General features: G+C 65.0%; 16 protein-coding genes, 1 tRNA gene and 2 pseudogenes. 15 read left to right on the top strand and 4 right to left on the bottom strand.

Going from position 1 to position 23,101, the window contains the following annotated elements:
• Window positions 1-5: 5 nt before the first annotated feature.
• Window positions 6-2,192 carry a 1,4-alpha-glucan branching protein GlgB gene (gene glgB / locus IPK65_05595; GenBank protein MBK8162622.1) on the bottom strand — a complete coding sequence of 729 codons (2,187 nt, stop codon included), beginning with the start codon at window positions 2,190-2,192 and terminating at the stop codon, window positions 6-8.
• 154 nt (window positions 2,193-2,346) lie between these two features.
• Between glgB and glgC the strand changes: the two genes are divergently transcribed.
• Genes glgC through malQ form a run of 3 tightly spaced genes read left to right on the top strand, consistent with a single transcriptional unit; the run spans window position 2,347 to window position 6,827 of the window.
• Window positions 2,347-3,627, top strand: coding sequence for a glucose-1-phosphate adenylyltransferase (gene glgC, locus IPK65_05590; protein ID MBK8162621.1), 1,281 nt, complete (start codon window positions 2,347-2,349; stop codon window positions 3,625-3,627).
• 31 nt (window positions 3,628-3,658) lie between these two features.
• Window positions 3,659-5,329: a glycoside hydrolase gene (locus tag IPK65_05585; GenBank protein ID MBK8162620.1), complete on the top strand. Its 1,671-nt coding sequence runs from the start codon at window positions 3,659-3,661 to the stop codon at window positions 5,327-5,329.
• Between the two features lies 1 nt (window position 5,330).
• Window positions 5,331-6,827, top strand: coding sequence for a 4-alpha-glucanotransferase (gene malQ / locus IPK65_05580; protein ID MBK8162619.1), 1,497 nt, complete (start codon window positions 5,331-5,333; stop codon window positions 6,825-6,827).
• A gap of 24 nt (window positions 6,828-6,851) precedes the next feature.
• Here the strand turns inward: malQ and glgP are convergent, their stop codons facing one another.
• Both glgP and IPK65_05570 read right to left on the bottom strand, forming a co-directional pair.
• Window positions 6,852-9,413 (bottom strand): alpha-glucan family phosphorylase, encoded by a 2,562-nt coding sequence (gene glgP, locus IPK65_05575; protein ID MBK8162618.1) that lies wholly within the window; start codon window positions 9,411-9,413, stop codon window positions 6,852-6,854.
• Between the two features lie 219 nt (window positions 9,414-9,632).
• Window positions 9,633-9,719: transfer RNA gene (locus IPK65_05570), tRNA-Leu, on the bottom strand.
• An 85-nt stretch (window positions 9,720-9,804) separates the two neighbouring features.
• On the opposite strand from IPK65_05570, the gene queA reads away from it, so the two are divergent.
• From queA to secF, 5 genes are all read left to right on the top strand, one after another.
• The gene (gene queA, locus IPK65_05565) at window positions 9,805-10,827 is read left to right on the top strand and encodes a tRNA preQ1(34) S-adenosylmethionine ribosyltransferase-isomerase QueA (GenBank protein MBK8162617.1); all 1,023 of its coding nucleotides are present in this window, start codon (window positions 9,805-9,807) and stop codon (window positions 10,825-10,827) included.
• A gap of 129 nt (window positions 10,828-10,956) precedes the next feature.
• Window positions 10,957-12,084: a tRNA guanosine(34) transglycosylase Tgt gene (tgt, locus tag IPK65_05560; protein ID MBK8162616.1), complete on the top strand. Its 1,128-nt coding sequence runs from the start codon at window positions 10,957-10,959 to the stop codon at window positions 12,082-12,084.
• Between the two features lie 43 nt (window positions 12,085-12,127).
• Window positions 12,128-12,469: a preprotein translocase subunit YajC gene (yajC, locus tag IPK65_05555; GenBank protein MBK8162615.1), complete on the top strand. Its 342-nt coding sequence runs from the start codon at window positions 12,128-12,130 to the stop codon at window positions 12,467-12,469.
• A gap of 28 nt (window positions 12,470-12,497) precedes the next feature.
• Window positions 12,498-14,351 carry a protein translocase subunit SecD gene (gene secD, locus IPK65_05550; protein MBK8162614.1) on the top strand — a complete coding sequence of 618 codons (1,854 nt, stop codon included), beginning with the start codon at window positions 12,498-12,500 and terminating at the stop codon, window positions 14,349-14,351.
• A gap of 14 nt (window positions 14,352-14,365) precedes the next feature.
• Window positions 14,366-15,301, top strand: coding sequence for a protein translocase subunit SecF (secF, locus tag IPK65_05545; protein MBK8162613.1), 936 nt, complete (start codon window positions 14,366-14,368; stop codon window positions 15,299-15,301).
• 50 nt (window positions 15,302-15,351) lie between these two features.
• Here secF and IPK65_05540 read toward each other — a convergent pair whose 3' ends face one another.
• Window positions 15,352-16,719, bottom strand: coding sequence for a diguanylate cyclase (locus tag IPK65_05540; protein MBK8162612.1), 1,368 nt, complete (start codon window positions 16,717-16,719; stop codon window positions 15,352-15,354).
• Between the two features lie 421 nt (window positions 16,720-17,140).
• Between IPK65_05540 and IPK65_05535 the strand changes: the two genes are divergently transcribed.
• The 7 genes and pseudogenes from IPK65_05535 (at window position 17,141) to nusB (ending at window position 23,051) form a co-directional block, all read left to right on the top strand.
• The gene (locus IPK65_05535; protein MBK8162611.1) at window positions 17,141-18,397 is read left to right on the top strand and encodes a serine hydroxymethyltransferase; all 1,257 of its coding nucleotides are present in this window, start codon (window positions 17,141-17,143) and stop codon (window positions 18,395-18,397) included.
• An 82-nt stretch (window positions 18,398-18,479) separates the two neighbouring features.
• On the top strand, window positions 18,480-18,989 hold the full coding sequence (nrdR, locus tag IPK65_05530) for a transcriptional regulator NrdR (GenBank protein ID MBK8162610.1): 510 nt from the start codon (window positions 18,480-18,482) through the stop codon (window positions 18,987-18,989).
• Window positions 18,990-19,037: 48 nt separating this feature from the next.
• A pseudogene (gene ribD / locus IPK65_05525) lies at window positions 19,038-20,191 on the top strand (bifunctional diaminohydroxyphosphoribosylaminopyrimidine deaminase/5-amino-6-(5-phosphoribosylamino)uracil reductase RibD).
• A 3-nt stretch (window positions 20,192-20,194) separates the two neighbouring features.
• A pseudogene (locus IPK65_05520) lies at window positions 20,195-20,852 on the top strand (riboflavin synthase).
• Window positions 20,853-20,865: 13 nt separating this feature from the next.
• Window positions 20,866-22,035 (top strand): 3,4-dihydroxy-2-butanone-4-phosphate synthase, encoded by a 1,170-nt coding sequence (gene ribB / locus IPK65_05515; GenBank protein MBK8162609.1) that lies wholly within the window; start codon window positions 20,866-20,868, stop codon window positions 22,033-22,035.
• 55 nt (window positions 22,036-22,090) lie between these two features.
• Entirely contained in the window at window positions 22,091-22,567 is a 477-nt protein-coding gene (gene ribE / locus IPK65_05510) for a 6,7-dimethyl-8-ribityllumazine synthase (protein ID MBK8162608.1), read from the top strand.
• A 34-nt stretch (window positions 22,568-22,601) separates the two neighbouring features.
• Window positions 22,602-23,051, top strand: coding sequence for a transcription antitermination factor NusB (gene nusB / locus IPK65_05505; protein MBK8162607.1), 450 nt, complete (start codon window positions 22,602-22,604; stop codon window positions 23,049-23,051).
• Window positions 23,052-23,101 lie beyond the last annotated feature (50 nt).

The raw sequence follows: 23,101 nt of genomic DNA, 5'->3' as shown, positions 1-23,101 counted from the left end.
CGGTTTCAGCCGTACACCGGCTTCAGCACCACTCCGGCCAGCGGCGGCAGGGTGATGGCGATCGAATACGGGCGGTCCATCCAGGGGATCGGCTCCGCGTAGAGTCCATTGCCGTTGCCCTGGTTGCCGCCGGCGTAGAATTCGGAATCCGAGTTGAGGATCTCGCGGTAGACGCCGGGATGGGGGACCCCGATGCGGTAATCCCGCCGCAGCACCGGGGTGAAGTTGAGCGCCACCACCAGGTCGTCATGCTCTCCGCGGCGCAGGTAGGTCAGCACCGACTGCGATGAGTCATGGCAGTCGATCCATTCGAAGCCGCGTCCCTCGAAGTCATACTGATGCAGGGCCGCCGATTCCCGGTACAGCCGGTTGAGGTCGCGCACCAGCTTCTGCACGCCCTGATGGTAGGCGTAATCGAGCACGTACCAGTCGAGCGGCACGCTGTGGTCCCACTCGCGTCCCTGGCCGATCTCGCAGCCCATGAACAGCAGCTTCTTCCCCGGATGGGTGTACATGTAGACGTACAGCAGGCGCAGGTTGGCGAAGCGCTGCCACTCGTCGCCCGGCATCTTGTTCAGCATGGACTGCTTGCCGTGTACGACCTCGTCGTGCGAGAAGGGCAGCACGAAGTTTTCGGTGAAGGCGTACAGCTGGCTGAAGGTGAGCATGTCGTGCGAGTACTTGCGGTATACCGGATCCTTGCTCATGTAGGTCAGCGTGTCGTTCATCCAGCCCATGTTCCACTTCATGCTGAAGCCGAGGCCGCCGAGCCAGGTCGGCCGCGACACCATCGGCCAGGAGGTGCTCTCTTCGGCGAGCATCAGCGTGCCGGGGTGGAGTTCGTGGGTGAGCTGGTTGAGCTGGCGCAGGAAGTCGATGGCCTCGAGGTTCTCGTTGCCGCCGTGGATGTTCGGCGTCCAGTCGCCGGCATTGCGCGAATAGTCGAGGTACAGCATGGAGGCGACGGCGTCGACGCGCAGGCCGTCGAGATGGAACTCCTCCAGCCAGTACAGCGCGCTCGAGATGAGGAAGTTGCGCACCTCGTTGCGGCCGTAATTGAAGATCAGCGTGCCCCAGTCGCGGTGCTCGCCTCGGCGCGGGTCCTCGTGTTCATACAGCGCGCTGCCGTCGAAGCGCGCCAGGCCGTGGGCGTCCTTGGGGAAGTGTCCAGGCGCCCAGTCGAGGATCACGCCTATGCCGTTCCGATGGCAGTGGTCGACGAAGTAGCGGAAGTCATCGGGCGATCCGAAGCGGCTGGTCGGTGCGTAATAGCCCGTGGTCTGATAGCCCCAGGAGGCGTCGAGCGGGTGTTCGGTGATGGGCAGCAATTCGATGTGGGTGAACCCCATGTCCAGCGCGTAGGGTACGAGGCGCCGGGCAAGCTCGCGATAATCGAGGAACTCGCCGTGCGCGCCGAGGCGCCAGGAGCCGAGGTGCACCTCGAAGATTGAGACGGGGGCGTGCAGCCAGTCCATGCCGCGGCGCTGTTCGATCCAGCCCTGGTCCTGCCATGGATAGGGCGCGCGATCGGCGACGATCGAGGCGGTGCGCGGCCGGACCTCGAATTGTTGACCATACGGGTCGGTCTTCAGGAGGATGCTCCCGGTGTCGCGGTTGCGCAGCTCGAATTTGTACAAGGCGCCGACCGCGATCCCGGGGATGAAGAGCTCCCAGATCCCGCTGCCGCCCCGACTGCGCATCGGATGCCTGCGCCCGTCCCAGGCGTTGAAATCGCCGACCACGCTGACCCTTACGGCGTTGGGCGCCCATACCGCGAACAGGGTTCCGTGTATGCCGGCGACGCTGTGCGGGTGGGCGCCCAGAAAGCGGTAGGCGTGCTGGTGTTTTCCCTCGCCGAACAGGTACAGGTCGAAGTCGGGGAGTTGCGGGGCGAAACAGTAGGGGTCGTAGGCCGTATGCGCCGCTCCGCTGCCGATGGTCCATACGAGGCGGTAATGTTCCGGCACCGTGCCCTGGCGGCCGCGCCACTCGAACAGATCGGTATCGTGCAGGCGGGTGAGCGTGAGGTCGGGCTCGGCGATCCCGACGCGGGTCGCGCCCGGGATGTATGCGCGCACGACCTCCTCCTCACCGGACCGGTGTCTGCCGAGAAATGAGAACGGATCGTGATGCTGGGCGGAGAGGAGTTTCTGTATCTCGTCCGGGAGCGGGGTGGCGGTCGCGTTTTTCATGTGGCGGCTTTATATGTGTCGGATATGGGCGTAAACAATCATCGTCCTGTGCGTGTTTACGGCTCGCCTCGGTGAGGGCATTAATGATAGCATAAGCCCTGTTTGCAGGGTCATGCCAACCGATAATCCGCGAGATTGAACTCAACAGGCAGCGATGAAACGCACCGATAAGCACGGACACATCACCCGCTTTGTCAGCCGGCTCACCCGCGATACCATCGCGCTCATCCTGGCAGGGGGGCGCGGTTCGCGCCTGAAGCATCTGACGCAATGGCGCGCCAAGCCGGCGGTACCGTTCGGCGGCAAGTTCAGGATCATCGATTTCCCGCTGTCCAACTGCGTCAACTCTGACATCCGCCGCATCGCGGTGCTCACCCAGTACAAGTCGCACTCGCTGATACGCCACATCCAGCAGGGGTGGAACTTCCTGCGCGGCGAGCTGGGCGAATTCATCGAGGTGGTGCCGGCGCAGCAGAGGATCGCCACGTCCTGGTACACGGGCACTGCGGATGCGGTGTTCCAGAACCTGGACATCATCCGCAATTACGACGTCTCCTACGTGCTCATCCTCGCCGGCGATCACATCTACAAGATGGATTACGGCCCGATGCTGGCCGCGCACGTCGAGGCGAAGGCGGACATGACCATCGCCTGCATCGAGACGCCGATCGAGCGCGCGCGCGCCTTCGGCGTCATGTCCGTCGATGCGAACTGGATGGTGACGGATTTCAAGGAGAAGCCCGAAGCGCCGCAGCCGGTGCCGGGAAACCCTGACATAGCGCTGGTCTCGATGGGCATCTATGTCTTCAACACCCTGTTCCTGTTCGAGCAGCTGGTCAAGGACGCCGACATTTCCTCCTCCAGCCACGACTTCGGCAAGGACATCATCCCCTCGGCGATCAAGAAGTATCGCGTGCACGCCCACCCGTTCAAGGATCCGGTGACCGGTGACCAGGCCTACTGGCGCGACGTGGGGACGGTCGATGCGTTCTGGGAGGCCAACATGGAGCTGATCGGAGTGACGCCGGAGCTCAACATGTACGACGAGGATTGGCCGATCTGGACCTATCAGGCGCAGCTGCCGCCGGCCAAGTTCATCTTCGACGACGAGGGTCGCCGCGGGATGGCGGTGGATTCCATGGTGTCGGGCGGCTGTATCGTCTCGGGATCCCAGGTGAAGCATTCACTGCTGTTTTCCAATGTGCGGGTGAATTCCTACTCCGTCCTGCAGGACTGCGTCGTGCTGCCGGACGTCGAGATCGGCGAAGGTTGCCGCCTGACCAAGGTGGTCGTCGACAAGGGTTGCCGCATCCCGGAAGGCACCGTCATCGGCGAGGATCCGGCGCATGATCTCAAGCGCTTCTACGTTAGCGAGAACGGTGTGGTGGTGGTGACGCCGGAGATGCTGGGGCAGGATTACCATCGTGCCCACTAGCGGTCGCCTGAAGGTGGTGCTGTGCTGGCACATGCACCAACCCGAGTACCGCGATTATTCCACTGACAGCTATCAGCTGCCATGGACCTACCTGCACGCCATGAAGGATTACACCGACATGGCCTCCATACTCGAGCAGAACCCGGGCGCCAAGGCCGTGATCAATTTCGTGCCGATCCTGCTGGATCAGCTCGAGGACTATTCTGCACAGGTGCGCGGCTTCCTCACCGGGCGGCAACCGCTGCGCGATCCGCTGCTGGCGGCGCTGGTCAGCGACGTGTTCCCACAGGAGGCCGTGCGGCGCGCGCCACTCGTCCGGGCGTGCCTGCGCGCCAACGAACAGCGGCTGATCAACCGTTTCCCGATGTACCGGCGTCTGGTCGATCTCGCTGCGCTGATGAAGAACGACGCCGACAACCTGAGCTACCTCGGTGACCAGTACATCGCGGACATGCTGACCTGGTATCACCTGGCCTGGATGGGCGAGACCGTACGGCGCGAGGATGGGCGCGTCAAATACCTGATCGAGAAGTCGCGCTTCTTCTCGCTGGAGGACCGCCTGCAGCTGCTCGAAGTCATCGGCGGATTGCTCGATGCCGTCATCCCCCGCTACCGGCGTCTGGCCGAAAGCGGCCAGGCCGAGCTGTCGATGACGCCGTACGCGCACCCGATGATACCCCTGCTGCTCGATTTCACCAGTGCCCGGGATGCCGTGCCCGAGATGCCGTTGCCGGCCGTGGAAGCATATCCCGGCGGACTTGAACGCGCGCGCTGGCATCTGAAGGAAGGCATCGCGTCATTCGAACGCCATTTCGGATTCGTACCGCAAGGCTGCTGGCCTGCCGAGGGCGGGCTCAGCACGGCAACAGTGCAGTTGCTCGGAGACTACGGATTCAAATGGACGGCCACCGGTGAAACTGTCCTGCGCAACAGCATCGCGCGCAGTGTCACCATCCACGACCCCTGCGCCAGCAAGAACCTGCACCGGGTTTATCGCATCGACGCGGCCAGGCCCGCCTGTTTCTTTCGCGACGACGGCCTGTCCGACCTGATCGGGTTCACCTATCAGAACTGGCATGCCGACGACGCCGTCGCCAACATGGTGCATCACCTGGAGACTATCGCGCAGGAATGCGGCGGCAGCCCGAACCATGTGGTTTCGATCATTCTCGACGGCGAGAATGCGTGGGAGGCCTACCCCGACAACGGTTACCATTTCCTGACCGCGCTCTACCGCCGCCTGGCGGAGCATCCCGCGCTTGAGCTGACCACCTTTTCCGAAAGTCTCGCCGGCGGAATCGAATACTGCAGCCTGCCGTCGCTCATCGCCGGCAGCTGGGTATACGGGACCTTTTCCACGTGGATGGGCAGTCCGGACAAAAACCGCGGCTGGGAGCTGCTGTGCGAGGCCAAGCGTATGTGCGATGCGGCGCTGGCGGGCGGCACGCTGCAGGGCGATGAACGCGAACGCATCATCCGGCAGCTGGCGGCATGCGAAGGTTCCGACTGGTGCTGGTGGTTCGGAGACTACAATCCCTCCGATTCTGTCGGCGACTTCGAGCGTCTTTACCGCCTGCATCTCAGCAATCTGTACCGCCTGCTGGGGGCGCAGCCGCCCGAGACCCTGGCGCACAGCATCAGCGCGGGCGGCGGCCAGCCGCAGCACGGGGGCGTGATGAGACGCGGATCAGAAGCGCGCTGAAGTGGCGCCGGCGGCCGTGCAAGCGCTCAACACACGCCGGGCGGGCATACTGCTTCATCCGACATCGCTGCCGGGCCCGCGCGGATGCGGCGACTTCGGGGACGACGCCTTCCGCTTCATCGATTTCCTGTCCGCTGCCGGGCAGACCCTGTGGCAGATGCTGCCGCTCGGCCCCACGCATGCGAACGGCTCCCCCTATCAGTGCCTCTCCGTGCATGCGGGCAGCCCCCGGCTGATCTCCCTCGACAGGCTGGCGCAATGGGGCTGGCTGGACGGCGCGGCGCTCACGCGTGCAGATGCCGCCGGGACTGAAGGTCACGAAGAGCTGGTGGAACTCGCGCGGGCGGGATTCCTCGAGCGTGCGCCGGCGGAGGACCGCGCCGCCTTCGATGAATTCATGTCGGCGCAGCAGGACTGGCTGCCCGATTACGCCTTGTTCCAGGCCTTGCGCACGCGGTACGAGTGCGCCGACTGGTCGCGCTGGCCCGGCGCGCTGCGCGACCGCGACGGCGCCGCACTGGAGAAGGCGCGGCGCAAGCACCGCGCGGCGATCGAACGCGTCTGCTTCGAACAGTTCGTCTTCCACCGCCAGTGGGGCGCGGTGCGGGCGGAGGCCAATCGACGCGGCATCCTCATCATGGGTGATATGCCGATCTTTGTCGCCCACGACAGCGTCGACGTATGGGTGAACCGGCATCTGTTCGAGCTGGATGACAAGGGACATCCCGCGGTGGTGGCCGGGGTGCCGCCAGACTATTTTTCCTCGACCGGGCAGCGCTGGGGCAATCCGCATTACCGCTGGAAACTGATGGAGCAGGACGGTTTCGCCTGGTGGATGCAGCGCATCGAGCGCCAGGTCAGGATGTTCGACCTGGTCCGCATCGACCATTTCCGCGGCTTCGAGGCCTACTGGGAAATCCCGGCCGACCACCCCACCGCGATGGGCGGGCGCTGGGTCGAGGGCCCAGGCGCAACATTCTTCGAGGCGGTGCTGCGCCGTTTCGGCGCGCTGCCGTTCGTCGCCGAGGATCTCGGCCTGATCACGCCCCAGGTGCATGCGCTGCGCGAGCAGTACCGGATGCCCGGCATGCGCATACTGCAGTTTGCCTTCGACGGGGGGAGCGACAACCCCTACCTGCCGCACAGCCACGCGAAAGACAGCGTTGTCTACACCGGCACGCACGACAATGACACGACGCTCGGATGGTACCGCGGTCTCGATGCGCAGGCGCAGGCGAGGGTGCTGGAATATCTCGGTCAGCCGCAGGAAGCGATGCCGTGGCCCCTGATCCGCGCAGCGCTGGCCTCGGTGGCCAATACCGCGGTGATCCCGCTGCAGGATGCGCTCTGCCTGGGTGGGGAGCACCGCATGAACACGCCGGGTACCACGCAGGACAACTGGCGCTGGCGCTTCACCTGGGACCAGGTCGCCCCGGATCTCGCCGCCCGGCTCCGCCACATGAATGCCCTCTACGGACGCATCCCGCCCGCGGGGTGACGCTTGTCCCGGGCGCGTAGCCTGCTACAGCCAGAGCATGTAACCGGTTTCGAAGCGGCGGCTCAGCAGCCTGTGATAGGGGTACATGCGGATCTTGTAATGCTGCAGCCCGGGCAGCGGCGGATGCAGCTCGAGCGTGAAGATCGTTTCGCCCTGTTCACCCTGGCCGTCCGCCTGGAAACGGTAGACGCTGTGGTTGGTGAAATCACCCGGCTCGGGCTCGGTGCCGACCAGGCATTCCAGGTAGACATCCTCCGCCTTGAGCCCGTTGAGGCGGGCCGCGACCTGGATCTTCAGCTCTTCGCTCGCCAGCAGTGTATTGCGCCCGTCGTCGACGCGGCGGATTGACACGCCGGGCCACGCCTTCGCGACCGCCTGTTTCCACTCCGCGAGCTGGCGCGCGGGTTCGCCGCCGTTTTCACCCAGCTGGGCGCGCTGGCGTATGGCGCGGCCGTAGAGCTTTTCGGCGTAATCCATCACCATGCGCTGCGCATTGAAGCGCGGCATCAGCGATTTCATCGACGCCTTGGCCTTGAGCACCCAGGGGCGCGAGTATCCCTGGGTCCTGCGGCTGTAGTACAGCGGGACCACCTGGGTCTCGAGCAGATCGAGCAGTTCGTTCGCCTCTTCCCGGTTGCGGAAGCTCTCGTCGAAATGCTGGCCGTGCGGGGTGATCGCCCAGCCGTTCTCGCCGTTGTAGCCCTCTCCCCACCAGCCGTCGAGCACGCTGAGATTGATCACGCCGTTGATGCCGGCCTTCTCGCCGGAGGTGCCGCTGGCCTCCATCGGGTAGGCGGGGGTGTTGAGCCAGACGTCGACGCCGGTGACGAGCTTGCGCCCCAGCGCGAGGTCGTAGCCCTCGACGAGCAGGATGCGTCCCTCGAATTCGGGCCGGCGCGAAAAGTCATGGATCACCTGCAGCAGGCGCTGGCCGGGGATGTCGAGCGGGTGGGCCTTGCCGGCGAAGATGAACACGACAGGCCGCTCGGGATCGTTGAGCAGGCGCGCGAGCCGTTCCGGGTCCGAGAACAGCAGGGTGGCGCGCTTGTAGGTGGCGAAGCGGCGCGCGAAGCCGACCGTGAGGATGTCCGTTTCGGACATGGTGAGATAGCGCGTCAGGCGCTCCACCTGGGTCGGACTGGTGCCGTTGCGGCGCTGCTGGTTGCAGACGCGCCGGTAGATGTCCTGGTATAGCTTGGACTTGAGCGTCTGGCGGATGCTCCAGAAGCTGTGGTCCGGAATCTCGTCGATCGCCTCCCAGAATTCCTCGTTGAGCAGTTCGTTGCGCCAGCCGGGCCCGAAGTGCATTTCGAACAGGTTGACCCATTCCTGCGCCAGGAACGTCGGCACATGCACGCCGTTGGTGACGTAGCCGATCGGATTCTCCGCCGGCGGGATCTGCGGCCAGATGTAGCCTTCCATCTGCGATGCCACGTCGCCGTGGATGCGGCTGACTCCGTTCTGGAAACGCGACCCGCGCAGGGCGAGCGCGGTCATGTTGAACCCCTTGTCGTTGGTGGGGTAGGCGCCCAGTGACAGGAACTTCTTTTCGCTGATGCGCGTCTCGCGGATGTAACGCTCGAAATAGGACAGGATCAGGTCGTGATGGAATATGTCATGTCCGGCCGGCACTGGCGTGTGCGTGGTGAATACGGTGCCGGCGGCGACCAGTTCCCACGCCGCTTCGAAGCTCAGCCCCTGCTGCATGCGGTCCCGGCAGCGTTCCAGTATCTGGAAGGCGGCATGGCCCTCATTGATGTGCCAGACCGTGGGCGACAGCCCGACCGCGCGCAGCGCACGCACGCCGCCGATGCCGAGCACGATCTCCTGCTGTATGCGGGTGTTGATGTCGCCGCCATAGAGCTGATAGGTGATGCGGCGGTCATGGTCGTTGTTCGACGGCAGGTCGCTGTCGAGAAAATAGAGCGAGATGTGGCCGGCCTTCGCCTTCCATACCTTGAGCTCGACGCGCCGGCCGGGCAGTTCCACCTGCACGTGCACGTCCTTGCCATCGGGGTCGCGCGCCGGAGCGATGGGCAGGACCTCGGGACTGGTGTTGAAATAGTGCGCGACCTGGTTGCCGTTGCCGTCTATGGTCTGGTGGAAGTAGCCTTCGCGGTACAGCAGGCCGACCGCGACGAAGGGGATGCCGAGGTCGCTTGCCGCCTTGCAGTGGTCTCCCGCCAGGATGCCGAGGCCGCCGGAGTAGATCGGGAAACTCTCGTGCAGGCCGAATTCGGCGCAGAAGTACGCGACCAGGTCGGTGTCCGGATCGAAGATGCTCAGGCCGCGCCGGCCCGCGTGGCGGTGCTTCAGGTAGGAGTCATAGGCCGCGAGGATGCGGTCATAGTCCTGCAGGTAGATCGTGTCGGCGGCGGCAGTCTCCAGGATGTGCTGCGAGATGCGTCGCAGGAACACCTTGGGGTTGTGCCCGCAGCGTTCCCACAGATCGGAGTCGAGGCGGACGAACAGGCCGCGGACCTGGCTGTCCCAGCTGTACAGCAAATCGTTTGCGAGTTCTTCAAGTCTGCCGAGGCGTCCCGGGATAACCGGGCGGACTTCGAGGGAAAAGCGCGTGCCTGTCATTACCTGTCGCACCTTCTTGTCGTTAGATCGGAGAGGAGGCCGCCGGTGTCAGATAATGCTGGCGGCCTCGGTGACACCATTGTATCGGGCAGTGTGCCCGAATCCTGAATGCCGGGGATGCAGCACGGCAGTTGCTCCGCGACGGCGCCGCGGAACGGGATGGAACGACAGTTATGGTATATTCTCTCGGCATCTTTCGCCGGATGTATCGTGTGCATGTGGTGCCGGGAGAGAGACTCGAACTCTCACGGTCGTGAAACCACCGGATTTTGAGTCCGGCGCGTCTACCTGTTCCGCCACCCCGGCGCGCAGCGTGTGAGTATACAAGCCCCCGTACGGACATGACAACAATCAGCACAAGCGCCGGCCTCTGCCCGCCTGCACCAGAGTGATGCGCTTATCCGACTTTTTCTATGAGTTGCCTGCGGAACTCATCGCCCAGGCCCCGTTGCCCGTACGCAGCCACAGCCGCCTGCTGTGTCTCGACCGGTGCGGCGGGGAGGTACGCGACAGCATGATCGCGGACCTGCCCGCGCTGCTCCGGGCGGGCGACCTGCTGGTTTTCAACGACACCCGCGTCATGCCGGCGCGCCTGTCCGGTATCAAGGACACCGGCGGCCGCATCGAGGTGCTGGTCGAGCGCGTGCTTGCACCGGACTCGGCGCTGGTACAGATCCGCGCGAGCAAACCCCTGCGCACCGGCGGCCGCGTGGCGCTGGAGGGTGGAGTGGGGGCCGAGGTCCTCCAGCGCGTAAGCGGAGGATTCTATGAATTGCGCCTCGATGGCGGCCGCAGCTTCGCTGAAGTCATGCATTCCAGCGGGGCCATGCCCCTGCCGCCGTACATCACCCGGCCGGCCGACGCGCTCGACCGCGAACGTTATCAGACGGTTTTCGCCCGCAGCGAAGGCGCTGTCGCCGCGCCGACCGCCGGCCTGCATTTCGACGCGGATCTGCTCTCCCGCCTCGATGCGGCCGGTATCCTGCGCGCCCATATCACGCTGCATGTGGGCGCCGGCACCTTCCAGCCGGTGCGTAGTGAGGACCTGGGCCGGCACCGGATGCATGCCGAGCGGATCGAGGTCGGCGCGCAGGCCTGCGCGGAGATGCGTGCGGCGCGGTCGCGCGGCGGTCGCGTGATCGCGGTGGGCACCACGGTCGTGCGCGCGCTGGAAGCCGCGGCGGACGCGGAGGGGCCGCAACCGTTGCGCGCGGAGACGGACATATTCATCACGCCGGGATACCGTTTCCGGGCCGTCGACGGCATGATCACCAATTTTCACATGCCGCATTCCACCCTGCTGATGCTGGTCTGCGCCTTCGGCGGCTATGAATCGGTGATGTCGGCGTACCGCCACGCGGTCGCGGCGCGTTACCGGTTCTTCAGCTACGGCGATGCGATGCTGATCGTTTAGCCGCGGCGGACCGCCGGGACAGGATCGTGGGCGGTAATGTAAAGTGAATGAACTGGTCGGGCAGGGCAGGCGGTGCTTTATAATCGCTTTCCGTTCGGATCGTGAACCTTCAACCTTGCATGTGACGCCATGAATTTCACCCTGCTTTCCACCGACGGCGCGGCTCGGCGCGGCCGCATCGAGTTCGCGCGCGGGGTGGTCGAGACCCCGGCATTCATGCCGGTGGGCACCTATGGAACCGTCAAGGCGATGGATCCGGACGAACTGCGGGCGACGGGGGCGGAGATCATCCTGTCCAATACCTTTCACCTGATGCTGCGTCCCGGCGTCGAAGTGATTTCGGCGCACGGCGGACTGCACGAGTTCATGGCATGGGACGGGCCGATCCTCACCGACTCGGGGGGCTACCAGGTCTTCAGTCTCGGCGACATGCGCAAGCTATCGGAGCAGGGCGTCCATTTCCGTTCGCCCGTCGACGGGGCGCCCGTGTTTCTCGGTCCGGAGGAGTCGATCGCCGTCCAGCGGGCGCTCGGGGTCGACGTCGTCATGGTGTTCGACGAATGCACGCCCTATCCCGCCACCGAGGACGAGGCGCGCATATCGATGGAGCTGTCGCTGCGCTGGGCGGAACGCAGCCGCACGGCCTTCGATGCCCACGGCGAGCGTAACGGCGCGGCGCTGTTCGGCATCGTGCAGGGCGGCATGTACGAGGATCTGCGGGAGCGTTCGCTGCGCGGGCTGCGCGCGATCGGGTTCGACGGCTATGCCATCGGCGGCCTCTCGGTCGGCGAGCCGCGCGGCGAGATGCTGCGCGTGCTCGACTTTCTCGCGCCGGAAATGCCGGAACGCGCGCCCCGCTATCTGATGGGGGTGGGCAAGCCAGAGGATATCGTCGAGGCGGTGAGCCGCGGGATAGACATGTTCGATTGCGTGCTGCCGACGCGCAACGCGCGCAACGGGCATCTGTTCGTCGAGGGCGGCGTCATCAGGATACGCAACAGCGCCTACCGCAAGGACACGCGCCCCCTCGACGAGCATTGCGGATGTCATACCTGCCGCAACTACAGCCGCGCCTACCTGCGTCATCTCGCGGTATGCAACGAGATACTCGGCGCGCGCCTGAATACACTGCACAACCTGTATTACTACCAGTCACTTATGCAGGGCCTGCGTGCGGCGATCGCGGCGGGGGATCTGGCCGGATTCGTGCGGCGCTTTTATGAAAAACGCACCCAAAACGGGGAGCCTGTGGCATAATGACCGGCTTTATGGCCAGGGTTGATCTTACAGGAGAGTGATCATGGATTTCTTCATCAGCGACGCATGGGCCCAAGCCGGGGGAGGCGCGCCCGCGCAGTCCGGATTCGCCAGCCTCATCCCGCTCATCCTCATATTCGTCATTTTCTATTTCCTGCTCCTGCGGCCGCAGATGAAGCGCGCGAAGGAGCACAAGAAGATGGTCGCCGCGCTGGCCAAGGGCGACGAAGTGGTGACCACGGGCGGACTGCTCGGCAGGATCACCAAGGTCGACGACAATTTCGTCTCGGTGGAGATTACCGACGGCGTGGTGGTCAGGATGCAGAAGGCGGCCATCACCACCATGCTTCCCAAGGGGACCATCGGCAAGGACAAGGGGGACTGAGCCGGCCCGGTTGCCGGACGAGCGCGCCATGAATCGCTACCCTTTGTGGAAAAACCTGATGATCCTCGTGATCATGCTCGCCGGATTCCTGTATGCGATCCCGAACCTGTACGGGGAAGTGCCGGTGGTCCAGATCTCCGCCCTGCGCGGCGCGACCCTCGACGAGTCTGTGAAGGAGCGCATCGAGGAGGCGCTGAAGGGCGCGGACCTGCCCTATGCCGGCCTGGAGCAGGAAGGTGAACGGCTCAGCCTGCGTTTCCCCGGCACCGACGTCCAGTTGAAGGCCCAGGAACGGATGATCCGGACGCTGGGCGATGACTACGTGGTGGCGTTGAACCTGGTCCCCGCCACGCCGAAGTGGATGGAAAGCCTGAACGCGGCACCGATGTATCTCGGCCTCGACCTGCGTGGCGGCGTGCACTTCCTGATGGAGGTGGACATGGAAGCCGCCGTGGCCCAGGCCGAAGAGCGTTACGTGAGCGACCTCCGTTCGCTGCTGCGCGAGGACAAGATCCGCTATCTCTCCATCAGCCGCGCCGACGCCGGGGTGGAGGCCAAGTTCCGCAGCGCGGATGAACGCGCCACAGCCCAGGAACGGATAAGCCGCGAGTTTCCCGCGCTGCTGCTGAACGAGAGCGACGCGGATGACGCCTACTATCTGGTGGCTTCGCTCAGCGACAAGGAAGTGCTCGATTCCAAGAACTTCGCTCTGCAGCAGAACATCCTCACCCTGCGCAATCGCATCAACGAGCTGGGCGTCGCCGAGCCGGTCATCCAGCGTCAGGGCAGCAACCGCATCGTGGTGCAGCTCCCCGGCGTGCAGGACCCGGCCCGTGCCAAGGAGATCCTCGGTGCAACCGCCACCCTCGAATTCCGCATGCTGGACGCCGACGGCGACATCACCGCCGCGCTCGAGGGCAAGGTGCCGGTAGGGTCGCGCCTGTACCGGGAGCGTAACGGCAATCCGGTCCTGCTGGAGCGCCGCATCATCGTCACCGGCGACCAGATCATCGACGCCGCCTCGGGGCTGGACCAGCAGACCGGATCCCCCGCCGTATACGTCACCCTGGACAGCAAGGGTGCGCGCATGATGCTGCAGACGACCAAGGAAAACATCGGCAAGCCGATGGCGGTGGTCTTCATCGAGAACAAGACCCTGACCCGCATGGTGGACGGCGCGCCGGTGAAGGAGGCGAAGACGGTCGAGGAGGTGATCAATGTCGCCACGATACGCGACCAGTTCAGCAAGCGGTTCCAGATCACCGGGCTCGACGGCCCGGGCGAGGCGCGCGATCTCGCCCTGCTGCTGCGCGCGGGCGCGCTTGCAGCGCCCATGGAGATCGTCGAGGAGCGCACCGTCGGTCCCAGTCTGGGCGCACAGAACATCGCGCGCGGCTTCAACTCCACCCTGATAGGTTTCGCCGCTATCACCCTGTTCATGAGCTTCTATTACCGGGTGTTCGGCGTGATCGCCTCCGTATCGCTGTTCGGTAACATGGTGCTTCTGGTGGCGATCCTGTCCATGCTGCAGGCGACGCTCACCCTGCCCGGCATCGCGGGCATCGCGCTGACACTGGGTATGGCCATCGATGCCAACGTGCTTATCTTCGAGCGCATACGCGAGGAGCTGCGCAACGGCAATTCGCCGCAGGCCGCCATCCAGGCGGGATACGAGCGCGCCTGGAACACCATCGTCGACTCCAATATCACGACGCTGATCGCGGGGTTTGCGCTGTTTATGCTGGGCTCCGGCCCGATACGCGGGTTCGCCGTGGTGCTGTGCATCGGCATCCTGACCTCGATGTTCAGCGGAGTACTGGTGTCGCGCGCCATGGTGAATCTGGTCTACGGCGGGCGCAAGCTGAGCAAGCTGGCGATCTAGCCGGGGAGAGAGACATGGAATTCCTGCGTTTAAAGAAAGATATTCCCTTTATGAAGTATGCCCGGTCGACCACCATCGTGTCGGCCATCATGTTCGTGCTCGCGGTCGCAGCGCTGGCGACCCGCGGCCTGAATCTGAGCATCGAGTTCACGGGCGGAACCCTGGTCGAGGTGCACTACGAGCAGTCCGTGGATCTGCAGCAGATCCGCACCACGCTCGAGGCCGGCGATTACCGCGATGTCACGGTGCAGAACTACGGCACGTCCCAGGACGTGCTGATCCGGCTGCGCCTGCACCGCGGCGAGTCCTCCGCCGAGATCAGCCAGGACGTGCTTGCCCTGCTGAACAAACACGACCCCGGCGTCCAGCTGCGGCGCGTGGAGTTCGTCGGGCCGCAGGTCGGAGAGGAACTCTACGAGAGCGGCGGGCTCGCGCTGATACTGGTGTGCGCAGGCATCATGATCTACCTGGCGTTGCGATTCGAGTGGCGCTTTTCGGTCGCCGCGATCATCGCCAACATGCATGACGTGGTCATCATCCTGGGATTTTTCGCCTTCTTCCAGTGGGAATTCTCCCTCTCCGTGCTGGCCGGCGTGCTGGCGGTTCTCGGGTATTCGGTCAACGAGTCGGTCGTCGTGTTCGACCGCATCAGGGAAAATTTCCGCAAGATGCGCAAGATGCCGGTGCCGGAGCTGATCGACAACGCCATCACGGCGACCATGTCGCGCACCATCATCACCCACACCACGACCGAGCTGGCGGTGCTGGCCATGCTGCTCTTCGGCGGCGAGGTGCTGTTCTATTTCGCGCTGGCACTCTCGATCGGGATCATCTTCGGCATCTATTCGTCGGTACTCGTCGCCAGCCCCATTGTCATGTGGCTGGGAATCTCGCGCGAAAATATGCTGCAGGTGAAGAAGGAAGGCACGGACCTCGATCCGGTGCCGTAAGCTCCGCGATACTGCGGGTCAGGTATGAGGCGTGAGGCGGGCAGGCCGGATCAGCGCGGGGTGGTGTCGGCGCCGTCGTGCTGCTGTGCCAGTTCGATGCGGTTGCGTCCCATGCGCTTGGCCTGGTAGAGCGCCTTGTCCGCCCGTTCGATCAGGTTTCCCGGTGTCTCCCCTGGCTTGTAGAGCGATATCCCGGCCGAGAATGTCGGCATCGGCATGGCCTTGCCTTCGAACTGGTACGAGCTCTCCGCCGTCCGCTTCTTGACCTTCTCCAGCGCGCGCAGCGCGCCGGCCTTGTCGGTGTTCGGCAGGATCACGGCGAATTCCTCGCCGCCATACCGGGCTACCATGTCGTGGTGGCGGAAGATCGACAGGATGTTGGTGGAAAAGTTGCGCAACACCTCGTCGCCGGCCGCGTGGCCGTATTTATCGTTCACTGCCTTGAACCCGTCCATGTCGATAAGGGCGAGCGAGAGCGGGTAGCCGTAGCGCTGCACGCGCGCCACCTCGTCCTCCAGCCGCCGCACGAAGGCGCGCCGGTTCGGCAGCTCGGTGAGTTCGTCGGTCAGGCTCAGGATGTGGACCCGGGTCAGTTCGTCGTTGAGGTACTGTCCCTCGGTCTCGATGATCTGCAGGTAGTTGTTTGCCGTCTCGAGTTTCTTGGCCAGCGCGCTGTGACCTTCCCTCAATGTCACGACCTCGGCGATGAGCGACTGCTTCAATTGCCGCAGGTCATCTCCGTCCCGGCTTTGCAGCAGGTTTTCGTGTTCGCTGGAGAGGATCGCACCGAAGCGCTCGTTCTGCTTGATGACTTCCCGCACCTGGCGCGCCAGCGTCTCCTGGATTTTCTGTACGCGCACACGTTTTTCATCGATCTGGCGGCGCTGGGCCAGGTCCAGCCTGCGGTCATCGCCGGGTTCGCCCGGTGTCGCCGGTACGCCAGCCGCAGGCGCGGAGGCGGCCGGGAGCGGGGCGGCGGGTGGTTCTGGCACCAATGTTTCCGCCGCGGGTATCTCCGGCGCGGCTTCCTCGCGGGCGGGTGCTGCGGCCATCGGTGTCATCGGCACCGCGCCCGCGGCGGACCCTGCCGTCTCCTCGGCGAGCGCGATGATGTGGTGTCTCAATTGTTCCAGCTGGATGTGGTCGGGCTGTTGTGAAAGCCGCAGCTTGAGCAGCCTGACCTCGAGCTGCTGCGGGCTTGCCGCCGGCAACTGGTTTGCATAAATCGCGAGGAGGTCGTGCAGAAGGGAGAGACAAAGCGTCAGGTTCTGCTCCGTCTCCCGCTCGCGTGCATCGAGGATTTCCCGCACATGCCTGGTGATGATCCCGACGGCCGGCGTCTGCTCCTGCTCGGCGAGCAGCTGCATGACCTGGGGTGTCAGCGGCGGCCTGATCGTGTTGGACTCTGGTCCTGCCAAGTTCGTGTCCGTCTTGTACTGTCTATATTGTGTGGCTCAAGCTATGGATTTTTAACATGTAATCCATAGCGCTACGGCATCGCGGCGGGTCGTGGAGAGGGCTTGGACCGGTCCGCAGCGCCATACGCCCGGAGAATCCCGCCAGCGGGCCGTTCTTTGGGCTGTTATGAAGCGGAATTCTATCACACGGATCCGTCAAATAATAGACGCTATGAGGGTCGAGGGAATTGCTATTTGCTGTCAGAACAACAAGATATTTATTTTGCGCGTCACGGCGTCAAAATTTTGTGTAACTGGTTATCGTGCGTGATGGCCGTCGATGCACGTGCCAGGGGGCAGGATAGGCGACCGGTTCGATTATCATGTATCCTTAGCCGTTTTCCTCAGCCAGGCGCCATCCCAACTCAATAGAAGGTGAGAGATGTTCTCTGCGAAGATGCAAATAGCCGGGTTCGACAACGACCTGTGGGAAGCCATCCAGGGCGAGACGAGGCGCCAGGAGGAACATATCGAACTCATCGCCTCGGAAAACTACGCGAGCCCGCGCGTGCTGCAGGCCCAGGGTTCGGTGCTGACCAACAAGTACGCGGAAGGCTACCCGGGGAAGCGCTATTACGGCGGCTGCGAATATGTCGATGTCGCGGAGCGGCTCGCCATCGAGCGTGCCAAAGAGCTGTTCGGGGCCGATTATGCCAACGTGCAGCCGCACTCGGGTTCGCAGGCCAACGCGGCGGTCTACCTGGCCCTGCTGCAACCGGGTGACACCATCCTCGGCATGAGCCTGGCCCACGGCGGACATCTGACCCACGGCGCGAAGGTGAATTTCTCCGGCAAGATCTTCCATGCCATCGGCTACGGACTCGACCCGGCGACCGGGGAAATCGATTACGCCCAGGTCGAGGCGCTGGCGCGTGAACACAAACCGAAGATGGTGGTTGCCGGTTTCAGCGCCTATTCGCGTGTGGTCGACTGGCAGCGTTTCCGCGCCATCGCGGACGAGGTCGGCGCCTGGCTGTTCGTCGACATCGCCCATGTGGCGGGCCTGATCGCCGCCGGCTGTTACCCGAGTCCGGTGCAGATCGCCGACATCACCACCTCGACCACCCACAAGACCCTGCGCGGACCGCGCGGCGGCATCATCCTGGCGCGCGCCAACGAGGAGATCGAGAAGAAGCTCAATTCGATGGTCTTCCCCGGCACGCAGGGCGGTCCGCTGATGCATGTCATCGCGGCCAAGGCGGTGGCCTTCAAGGAGGCGCTGGAGCCGGAGTTTCGCGTCTATCAGCATCAGGTGCTCGCCAATGCGCGCGCCATGGCGGCGCGCATGCAGGAGCGCGGCTACAGAATCGTCTCCGGCGGCACAGACAACCACCTGTTCCTGGTCGACCTGATCGACAAGGACATCACCGGCAAGGACGCCGACGCGGCGCTCGGCGCGGCCAACATCACCGTCAACAAGAACAGCGTCCCGAACGACCCGCGTTCGCCCTTCGTCACCAGCGGCATCCGCATCGGCACGCCGGCGGTGACCACGCGCGGTTTCAGGGAGGCCGAGGTGCGCGGGCTGGCAGACTGGATCTGCGACATCCTCGACCGCCCCGGCGACGCGGGCGTGATCGGCCGGGTACGCGAACAGGTGCTGGACATCTGCCGGCGGTTTCCGGTCTATGGATCCTGATGCCGTGCCTCACCGGCACCGGCCAAGCCCCACGCTGACCGCGTCCGTCTGCGTGGACGCCTGAGTCCGGCGGCTGCTCCTTATGCGATGCCCCTTCTGCGGTGCCGCTGACACCCGGGTGATCGACTCCCGCCTCGCGAACGAGGGGGCGTCCATCCGCCGGAGGCGCGAGTGCGCCGCCTGTACGGAGCGCTTCACCACCTTCGAGAGCGCCGAACTGGTATTCCCGCATATCGTCAAGCACGACGGTTCGCGGGAACCCTTCAACGAGGACAAGCTCCGGCGCGGCATGCTGCGGGCGCTGGAGAAGCGCCCGGTCGACATCGAGGCCATCGAGTCCGCCATCAACCACATCAAGCACAGGCTGCACGTCTCGGGCGAACGCGAGATCCGCGCGCGCGAGCTGGGCGAGTGGGTGATGAACGAGCTGCGCGATCTCGACGAGGTCGCCTACGTCCGCTTCGCCTCCGTATACCGGCGCTTCCAGGACGTGAACGCCTTCCGCGAGGAGATCGAGCGACTGCAGAACGACGCCTCCTCCGAATTGAGGAAACGGCAGTTTTCCCTGCTCACGCCGGAAAAGGATTCCTGACTGGCGAGACGCAGGCGATAAGCTGCGGCTACGACGGTACCGCATGTCATGGATAATCGCCTGGATCATGAAATGATGGCGCATGCCGTGCGTCTGGCGCGGCGCGGCCTGTACACCACGCGGCCCAATCCACGCGTCGGCTGCGTCCTGGTCCGCGCGGGCGAGATCGCAGGCGAAGGCTGGCACGAACGCGCCGGCGGCCCCCACGCCGAGGTATTCGCCCTGCGGCAGGCCGGCGCGCGGGCGCGGGGCGCCGAGGTCTATGTCACGCTGGAGCCGTGCTGTCATCACGGCCGCACGCCGCCGTGTACCGAGGCGCTGATCGAGGCAGGGGTGCGGCGCGTGGTCGTCGCGATGGTGGATCCGAATCCGAAGGTGGCCGGCGCCGGGATCCGGCGGCTGCGCGAGGCTGGCATCGAGGTGGAAAGCGGCCTGATGTGTGCCGAGGCCGAGGCGCTGAATCCCGGTTTCATCATGCGTCATCGGACGGGCCGGCCATACGTCCGCGCGAAGCTGGCAATGACGCTGGATGGACGTACCGCGGCGGCGGATGGAGGCAGCAAGTGGATCACCGGCGCAGCTGCGCGCCGCGATGTCCAGCGTCTGCGCGCGCGGAGTTGCGCCATCCTGACCGGCATCGGCACCGTGCTCGCCGACGACCCGGCACTGACGCTGCGCCCGGATGAGCTGGACCTTGGCGAACTCGCGCACCATGTCGACCGGAATACGATTCCACAGCCCTTGCGTGTCATCGTCGACAGCCGCGGCAGAACGCCTGCTGCGGCACGTCTGCTGGCGGTTCCAGGCCGGGTGTTGATCGCCACCGCGGAAGGCCCCGCGCATGCGGTGTACGAAGGCCGGCAAGATGTCGAACGCTGCAGCTTCCCTGGCGGCGGGGGCGGGTCGGACTTGCGGAACTGCTGGCCGGTTTGGCGCAGCGTCAAGTCAATGAGGTACTATTGGAGGCTGGCGCAGCGCTGAGCGGCGCCATGTTGCAGGCGGGCCTGATCGACGAACTGGTGATCTACGTCGCGCCGAAACTGCTGGGCGACCGCGGCCGCGCGCTGTTCGACCTGCGGGAGGCGCTCGGTCTCGGTCAGGCCGTTCCGCTGGCCATCGAGGACATGCGCGCGGTCGGGGATGACTGGCGCATCACGGCGCGCCCGAGACAACCCGCCGGACCACATACAGGAGACGGTTGAGGGATGTTCACCGGGATCGTACAGGGACAGGGTACGGTGCGAGTGCTCGAGCCGCGCGGTGGAGACGTCCGACTGCGTATTGACGGAGGCAGCCTCGACCTGGCAGACCTGCGCGCCGGCGACAGCGTGGCGGTCAACGGCGTCTGCCTGACCGCGCTCGAGCCCGAGGCAAATGCATTCTGCGCCGACGTTTCGCTCGAGACGCTCGCGCGCACCACGCTGTCCGACGTGCGCGGCGGCGACCGCGTCAACCTTGAGCTGGCGCTGTTGCCGACCACCCGTCTCGGCGGGCACCTGGTCAGCGGCCACGTAGATGGCATCGGCCGGGTCGTCGATCTGCGCGAGGCGGGCCGCTCGCGCCTGCTGCGAATCGAGGTGCCTGCGGGGCTGGCGCGCTATCTGGCGGCCAAGGGCTCGGTCTGCGTCGACGGCGTCAGTCTGACGATCAACACAGTCGCAGGGGCGGAATTCGAGGTCAACGTGATTCCGCACACCCTGGAGCAGACGGTCGTAGGCGCCTATCGCCGCGGGACCCGCGTGAACATCGAGGTCGACCTTGTCGCGCGTTATATTGAAAGCCTGCTGGCCGCGCGCGCGGGCTCCGGCGGCGGGCGTGACCCGCGATCTTCTGGAGCAGCATGGATTTGTCAAAGATGTCTAGCCTGGGCGGTTACATGGAGCAGGAGGATCTTTCAGTGGAAGACGCGGCTGCGGGTAGCGACGATGCGCGCTTTAATTCCACAGTGGAACTGATCGAGGACCTGCGCCGCGGGCGGATGGTTGTGCTGATGGACGATGAGGACCGTGAGAACGAGGGCGACCTGGTCATGGCCGCCGCCTGCGTGCGTCCGGAGGACATCAACTTCATGGCCCGATACGGCCGTGGACTCATCTGCCTGACCCTCACGCGCGAACGCTGCGAGCAGCTGCGCCTGCCGCTCATGGTGAGCGAGACCAACGCCAAGCACCTCACCAACTTCACCGTCTCGATCGAGGCCGCGCGCGGCGTGACAACCGGCATCTCCGCCGCCGACCGCGCGACCACGATCCGCGCCGCGGTAGATCCCGGCGCCAGTCCGTCCGACCTCATCCAGCCCGGCCATATTTTCCCGCTCATGGCCCAGCCCGGCGGCGTGCTCGCGCGCGCCGGGCATACCGAGGCCGGCAGCGACCTGGCGCGCCTGGCCGGACTCGAACCGGCGGCGGTGATCGTGGAGATCCTGGACGAGGACGGCGGCATGGCGCGCCGTCCGCAACTGATGGAGTTTGCGCGCGAGCACGGCCTCAGGATCGGCACCATCGCAGATCTGATCCGCCACCGCATGCGCCATGAGCAGACGGTGGAGAAGATCGCCGAGTGTGCCCTTCCGACGATCTACGGCGACTTCGCGCTCAAGGCCTATCATGACGCGGCCGATGATCAGGTGCACTTTGCGCTGGTGCGCGGACAGGTGCACAGCGATGAACCGGTGCTGGTGCGCGTCCATATGGAGGACCGCCTCTACGACATGCTCGGGGCAACCATCCATGAGACGAGCTGGAGCCTGCGCGCAGCGATGGAACGCGTGGCGATGGAACCCGCTGGCGGCATCGTCGTGCTGCTCCGTGGCGGCGAGGATGCGAGTGCCCTGGCGCGCCGCATCATGGAGCACCAGCTGCACGACCGGGGCATCGAACTGCCCAAGCCGCCGATGAGCTCGGAGCTGCGCACCTTCGGCGTCGGCGCCCAGATCCTCGCCGACCTCGGCGTGCGCCGCATGCGGGTGATGGGTTCGCCCAAGCGGCTGTTCGGACTGTCCGGGTTCGGACTCGAGATCGTCGAGTATGTGCCCGGGAATGGCTGACCTCGGGCGGCATGGGTTACACTAGTGGCACCATCCAGCGCAGAACGGGAACGAGATGACGGAAATCCGCACCATAGAGGGTGACTTCACCGCGACGACGGCGCGCTTCGCCATCGTTGCGTCGAGATTCAACAGCTTCATCGTCGACTCGCTGCTGCGGGGCGCGCTCGACGTCCTGCGCCGGCACGGCGTGGGGGAGAAGTCGATCGAGATCGTGCATGTGCCCGGCGCATTCGAGCTTCCGCTGGTCGCCAAGCGCCTCGCCGCGACCCGGCGCTACGATGCGGTGATCGCCCTCGGTGCGGTGATCCGCGGCAGCACGCCGCATTTCGATTACGTGGCGGGCGGCTGCGCGCGCGGGCTCGCGGAGGTGGCGCTGAGCTGTGACCTGCCGGTCGCCTTCGGTGTGCTTACTGTCGACACGATCGAACAGGCCGTCGAGCGCGCCGGCACGAAGGCCGGCAACAAGGGCGCAGATGCCGCGCTGACCGCGATTGAGATGGTCAGCCTGCTGCGCAAGCTGGATGCCTGATTCCCCGCCAACGATCCGCTTGAAGGGAAACAGCATGAACAGCGCGCGCAGCCGGGCCCGGCGCTGTATCGTCCAGGCCCTGTATCAATGGCAGGTGACCGGGCGCGATGCCGCCGCCCTCGATCCGCAGTTCTTCATCGATGAGGGCGAGGGCGAGATCGAGCGCGGATTCTTCGACGGCGTGCTGGCGGAAATCCTCGCGCACGTCGACACCCTGGACGAATTGATCGCCCCGCTGCTCGACCGACCGCTCCAGGAAGTGGATCCGGTGGAACTGGCCATCCTGCGCCTGGGCGCCGGTGAGCTGCGCTACCATCCCGAGATCCCGTTTCGCGTCGTGATCAACGAGGCGGTGGAGCTTGCCAAGATGTTCGGCGCCCATCACGGCCATAAATACGTCAACGGTATCCTCGACCGGCTTGCGGCCCGCTTGCGCGCCGAGGAGATTGCCGCGGCGGGCGGAGGCGGTTCCACCCCCAGGTAGTCCGGCGCGATGCCCCGTCCACCCCGGGTCAGGCGTGATATGCCGTTGCC

The organism is Gammaproteobacteria bacterium (assembly GCA_016712635.1).
Lineage (GTDB): Bacteria > Pseudomonadota > Gammaproteobacteria > SZUA-140 > SZUA-140 > JADJWH01.
The sequence above is the reverse complement of the archived record's forward strand: the minus strand, read 5'-3'. Positions and strand labels throughout refer to the sequence as shown.

Bases quoted from the DNA above. Each gene is read 5' to 3' on its own strand.
- ribB (MBK8162609.1), top strand. From the start codon at position 20,866: ATGGAGCAGGAGGATCTTTCAGTGGAAGACGCGGCTGCGGGTAGCGAC.
- ribE (MBK8162608.1), top strand. From the start codon at position 22,091: ATGACGGAAATCCGCACCATAGAGGGTGACTTCACCGCGACGACGGCG.
- nrdR (MBK8162610.1), top strand. From the start codon at position 18,480: ATGCGATGCCCCTTCTGCGGTGCCGCTGACACCCGGGTGATCGACTCC.
- glgP (MBK8162618.1), bottom strand. From the start codon at position 9,413: ATGACAGGCACGCGCTTTTCCCTCGAAGTCCGCCCGGTTATCCCGGGA.
- yajC (MBK8162615.1), top strand. From the start codon at position 12,128: ATGGATTTCTTCATCAGCGACGCATGGGCCCAAGCCGGGGGAGGCGCG.
- IPK65_05535 (MBK8162611.1), top strand. From the start codon at position 17,141: ATGTTCTCTGCGAAGATGCAAATAGCCGGGTTCGACAACGACCTGTGG.
- tgt (MBK8162616.1), top strand. From the start codon at position 10,957: ATGAATTTCACCCTGCTTTCCACCGACGGCGCGGCTCGGCGCGGCCGC.
- queA (MBK8162617.1), top strand. From the start codon at position 9,805: ATGCGCTTATCCGACTTTTTCTATGAGTTGCCTGCGGAACTCATCGCC.
- glgB (MBK8162622.1), bottom strand. From the start codon at position 2,192: ATGAAAAACGCGACCGCCACCCCGCTCCCGGACGAGATACAGAAACTC.
- glgC (MBK8162621.1), top strand. From the start codon at position 2,347: ATGAAACGCACCGATAAGCACGGACACATCACCCGCTTTGTCAGCCGG.
- secD (MBK8162614.1), top strand. From the start codon at position 12,498: ATGAATCGCTACCCTTTGTGGAAAAACCTGATGATCCTCGTGATCATG.
- IPK65_05585 (MBK8162620.1), top strand. From the start codon at position 3,659: ATGCACCAACCCGAGTACCGCGATTATTCCACTGACAGCTATCAGCTG.
- secF (MBK8162613.1), top strand. From the start codon at position 14,366: ATGGAATTCCTGCGTTTAAAGAAAGATATTCCCTTTATGAAGTATGCC.
- nusB (MBK8162607.1), top strand. From the start codon at position 22,602: ATGAACAGCGCGCGCAGCCGGGCCCGGCGCTGTATCGTCCAGGCCCTG.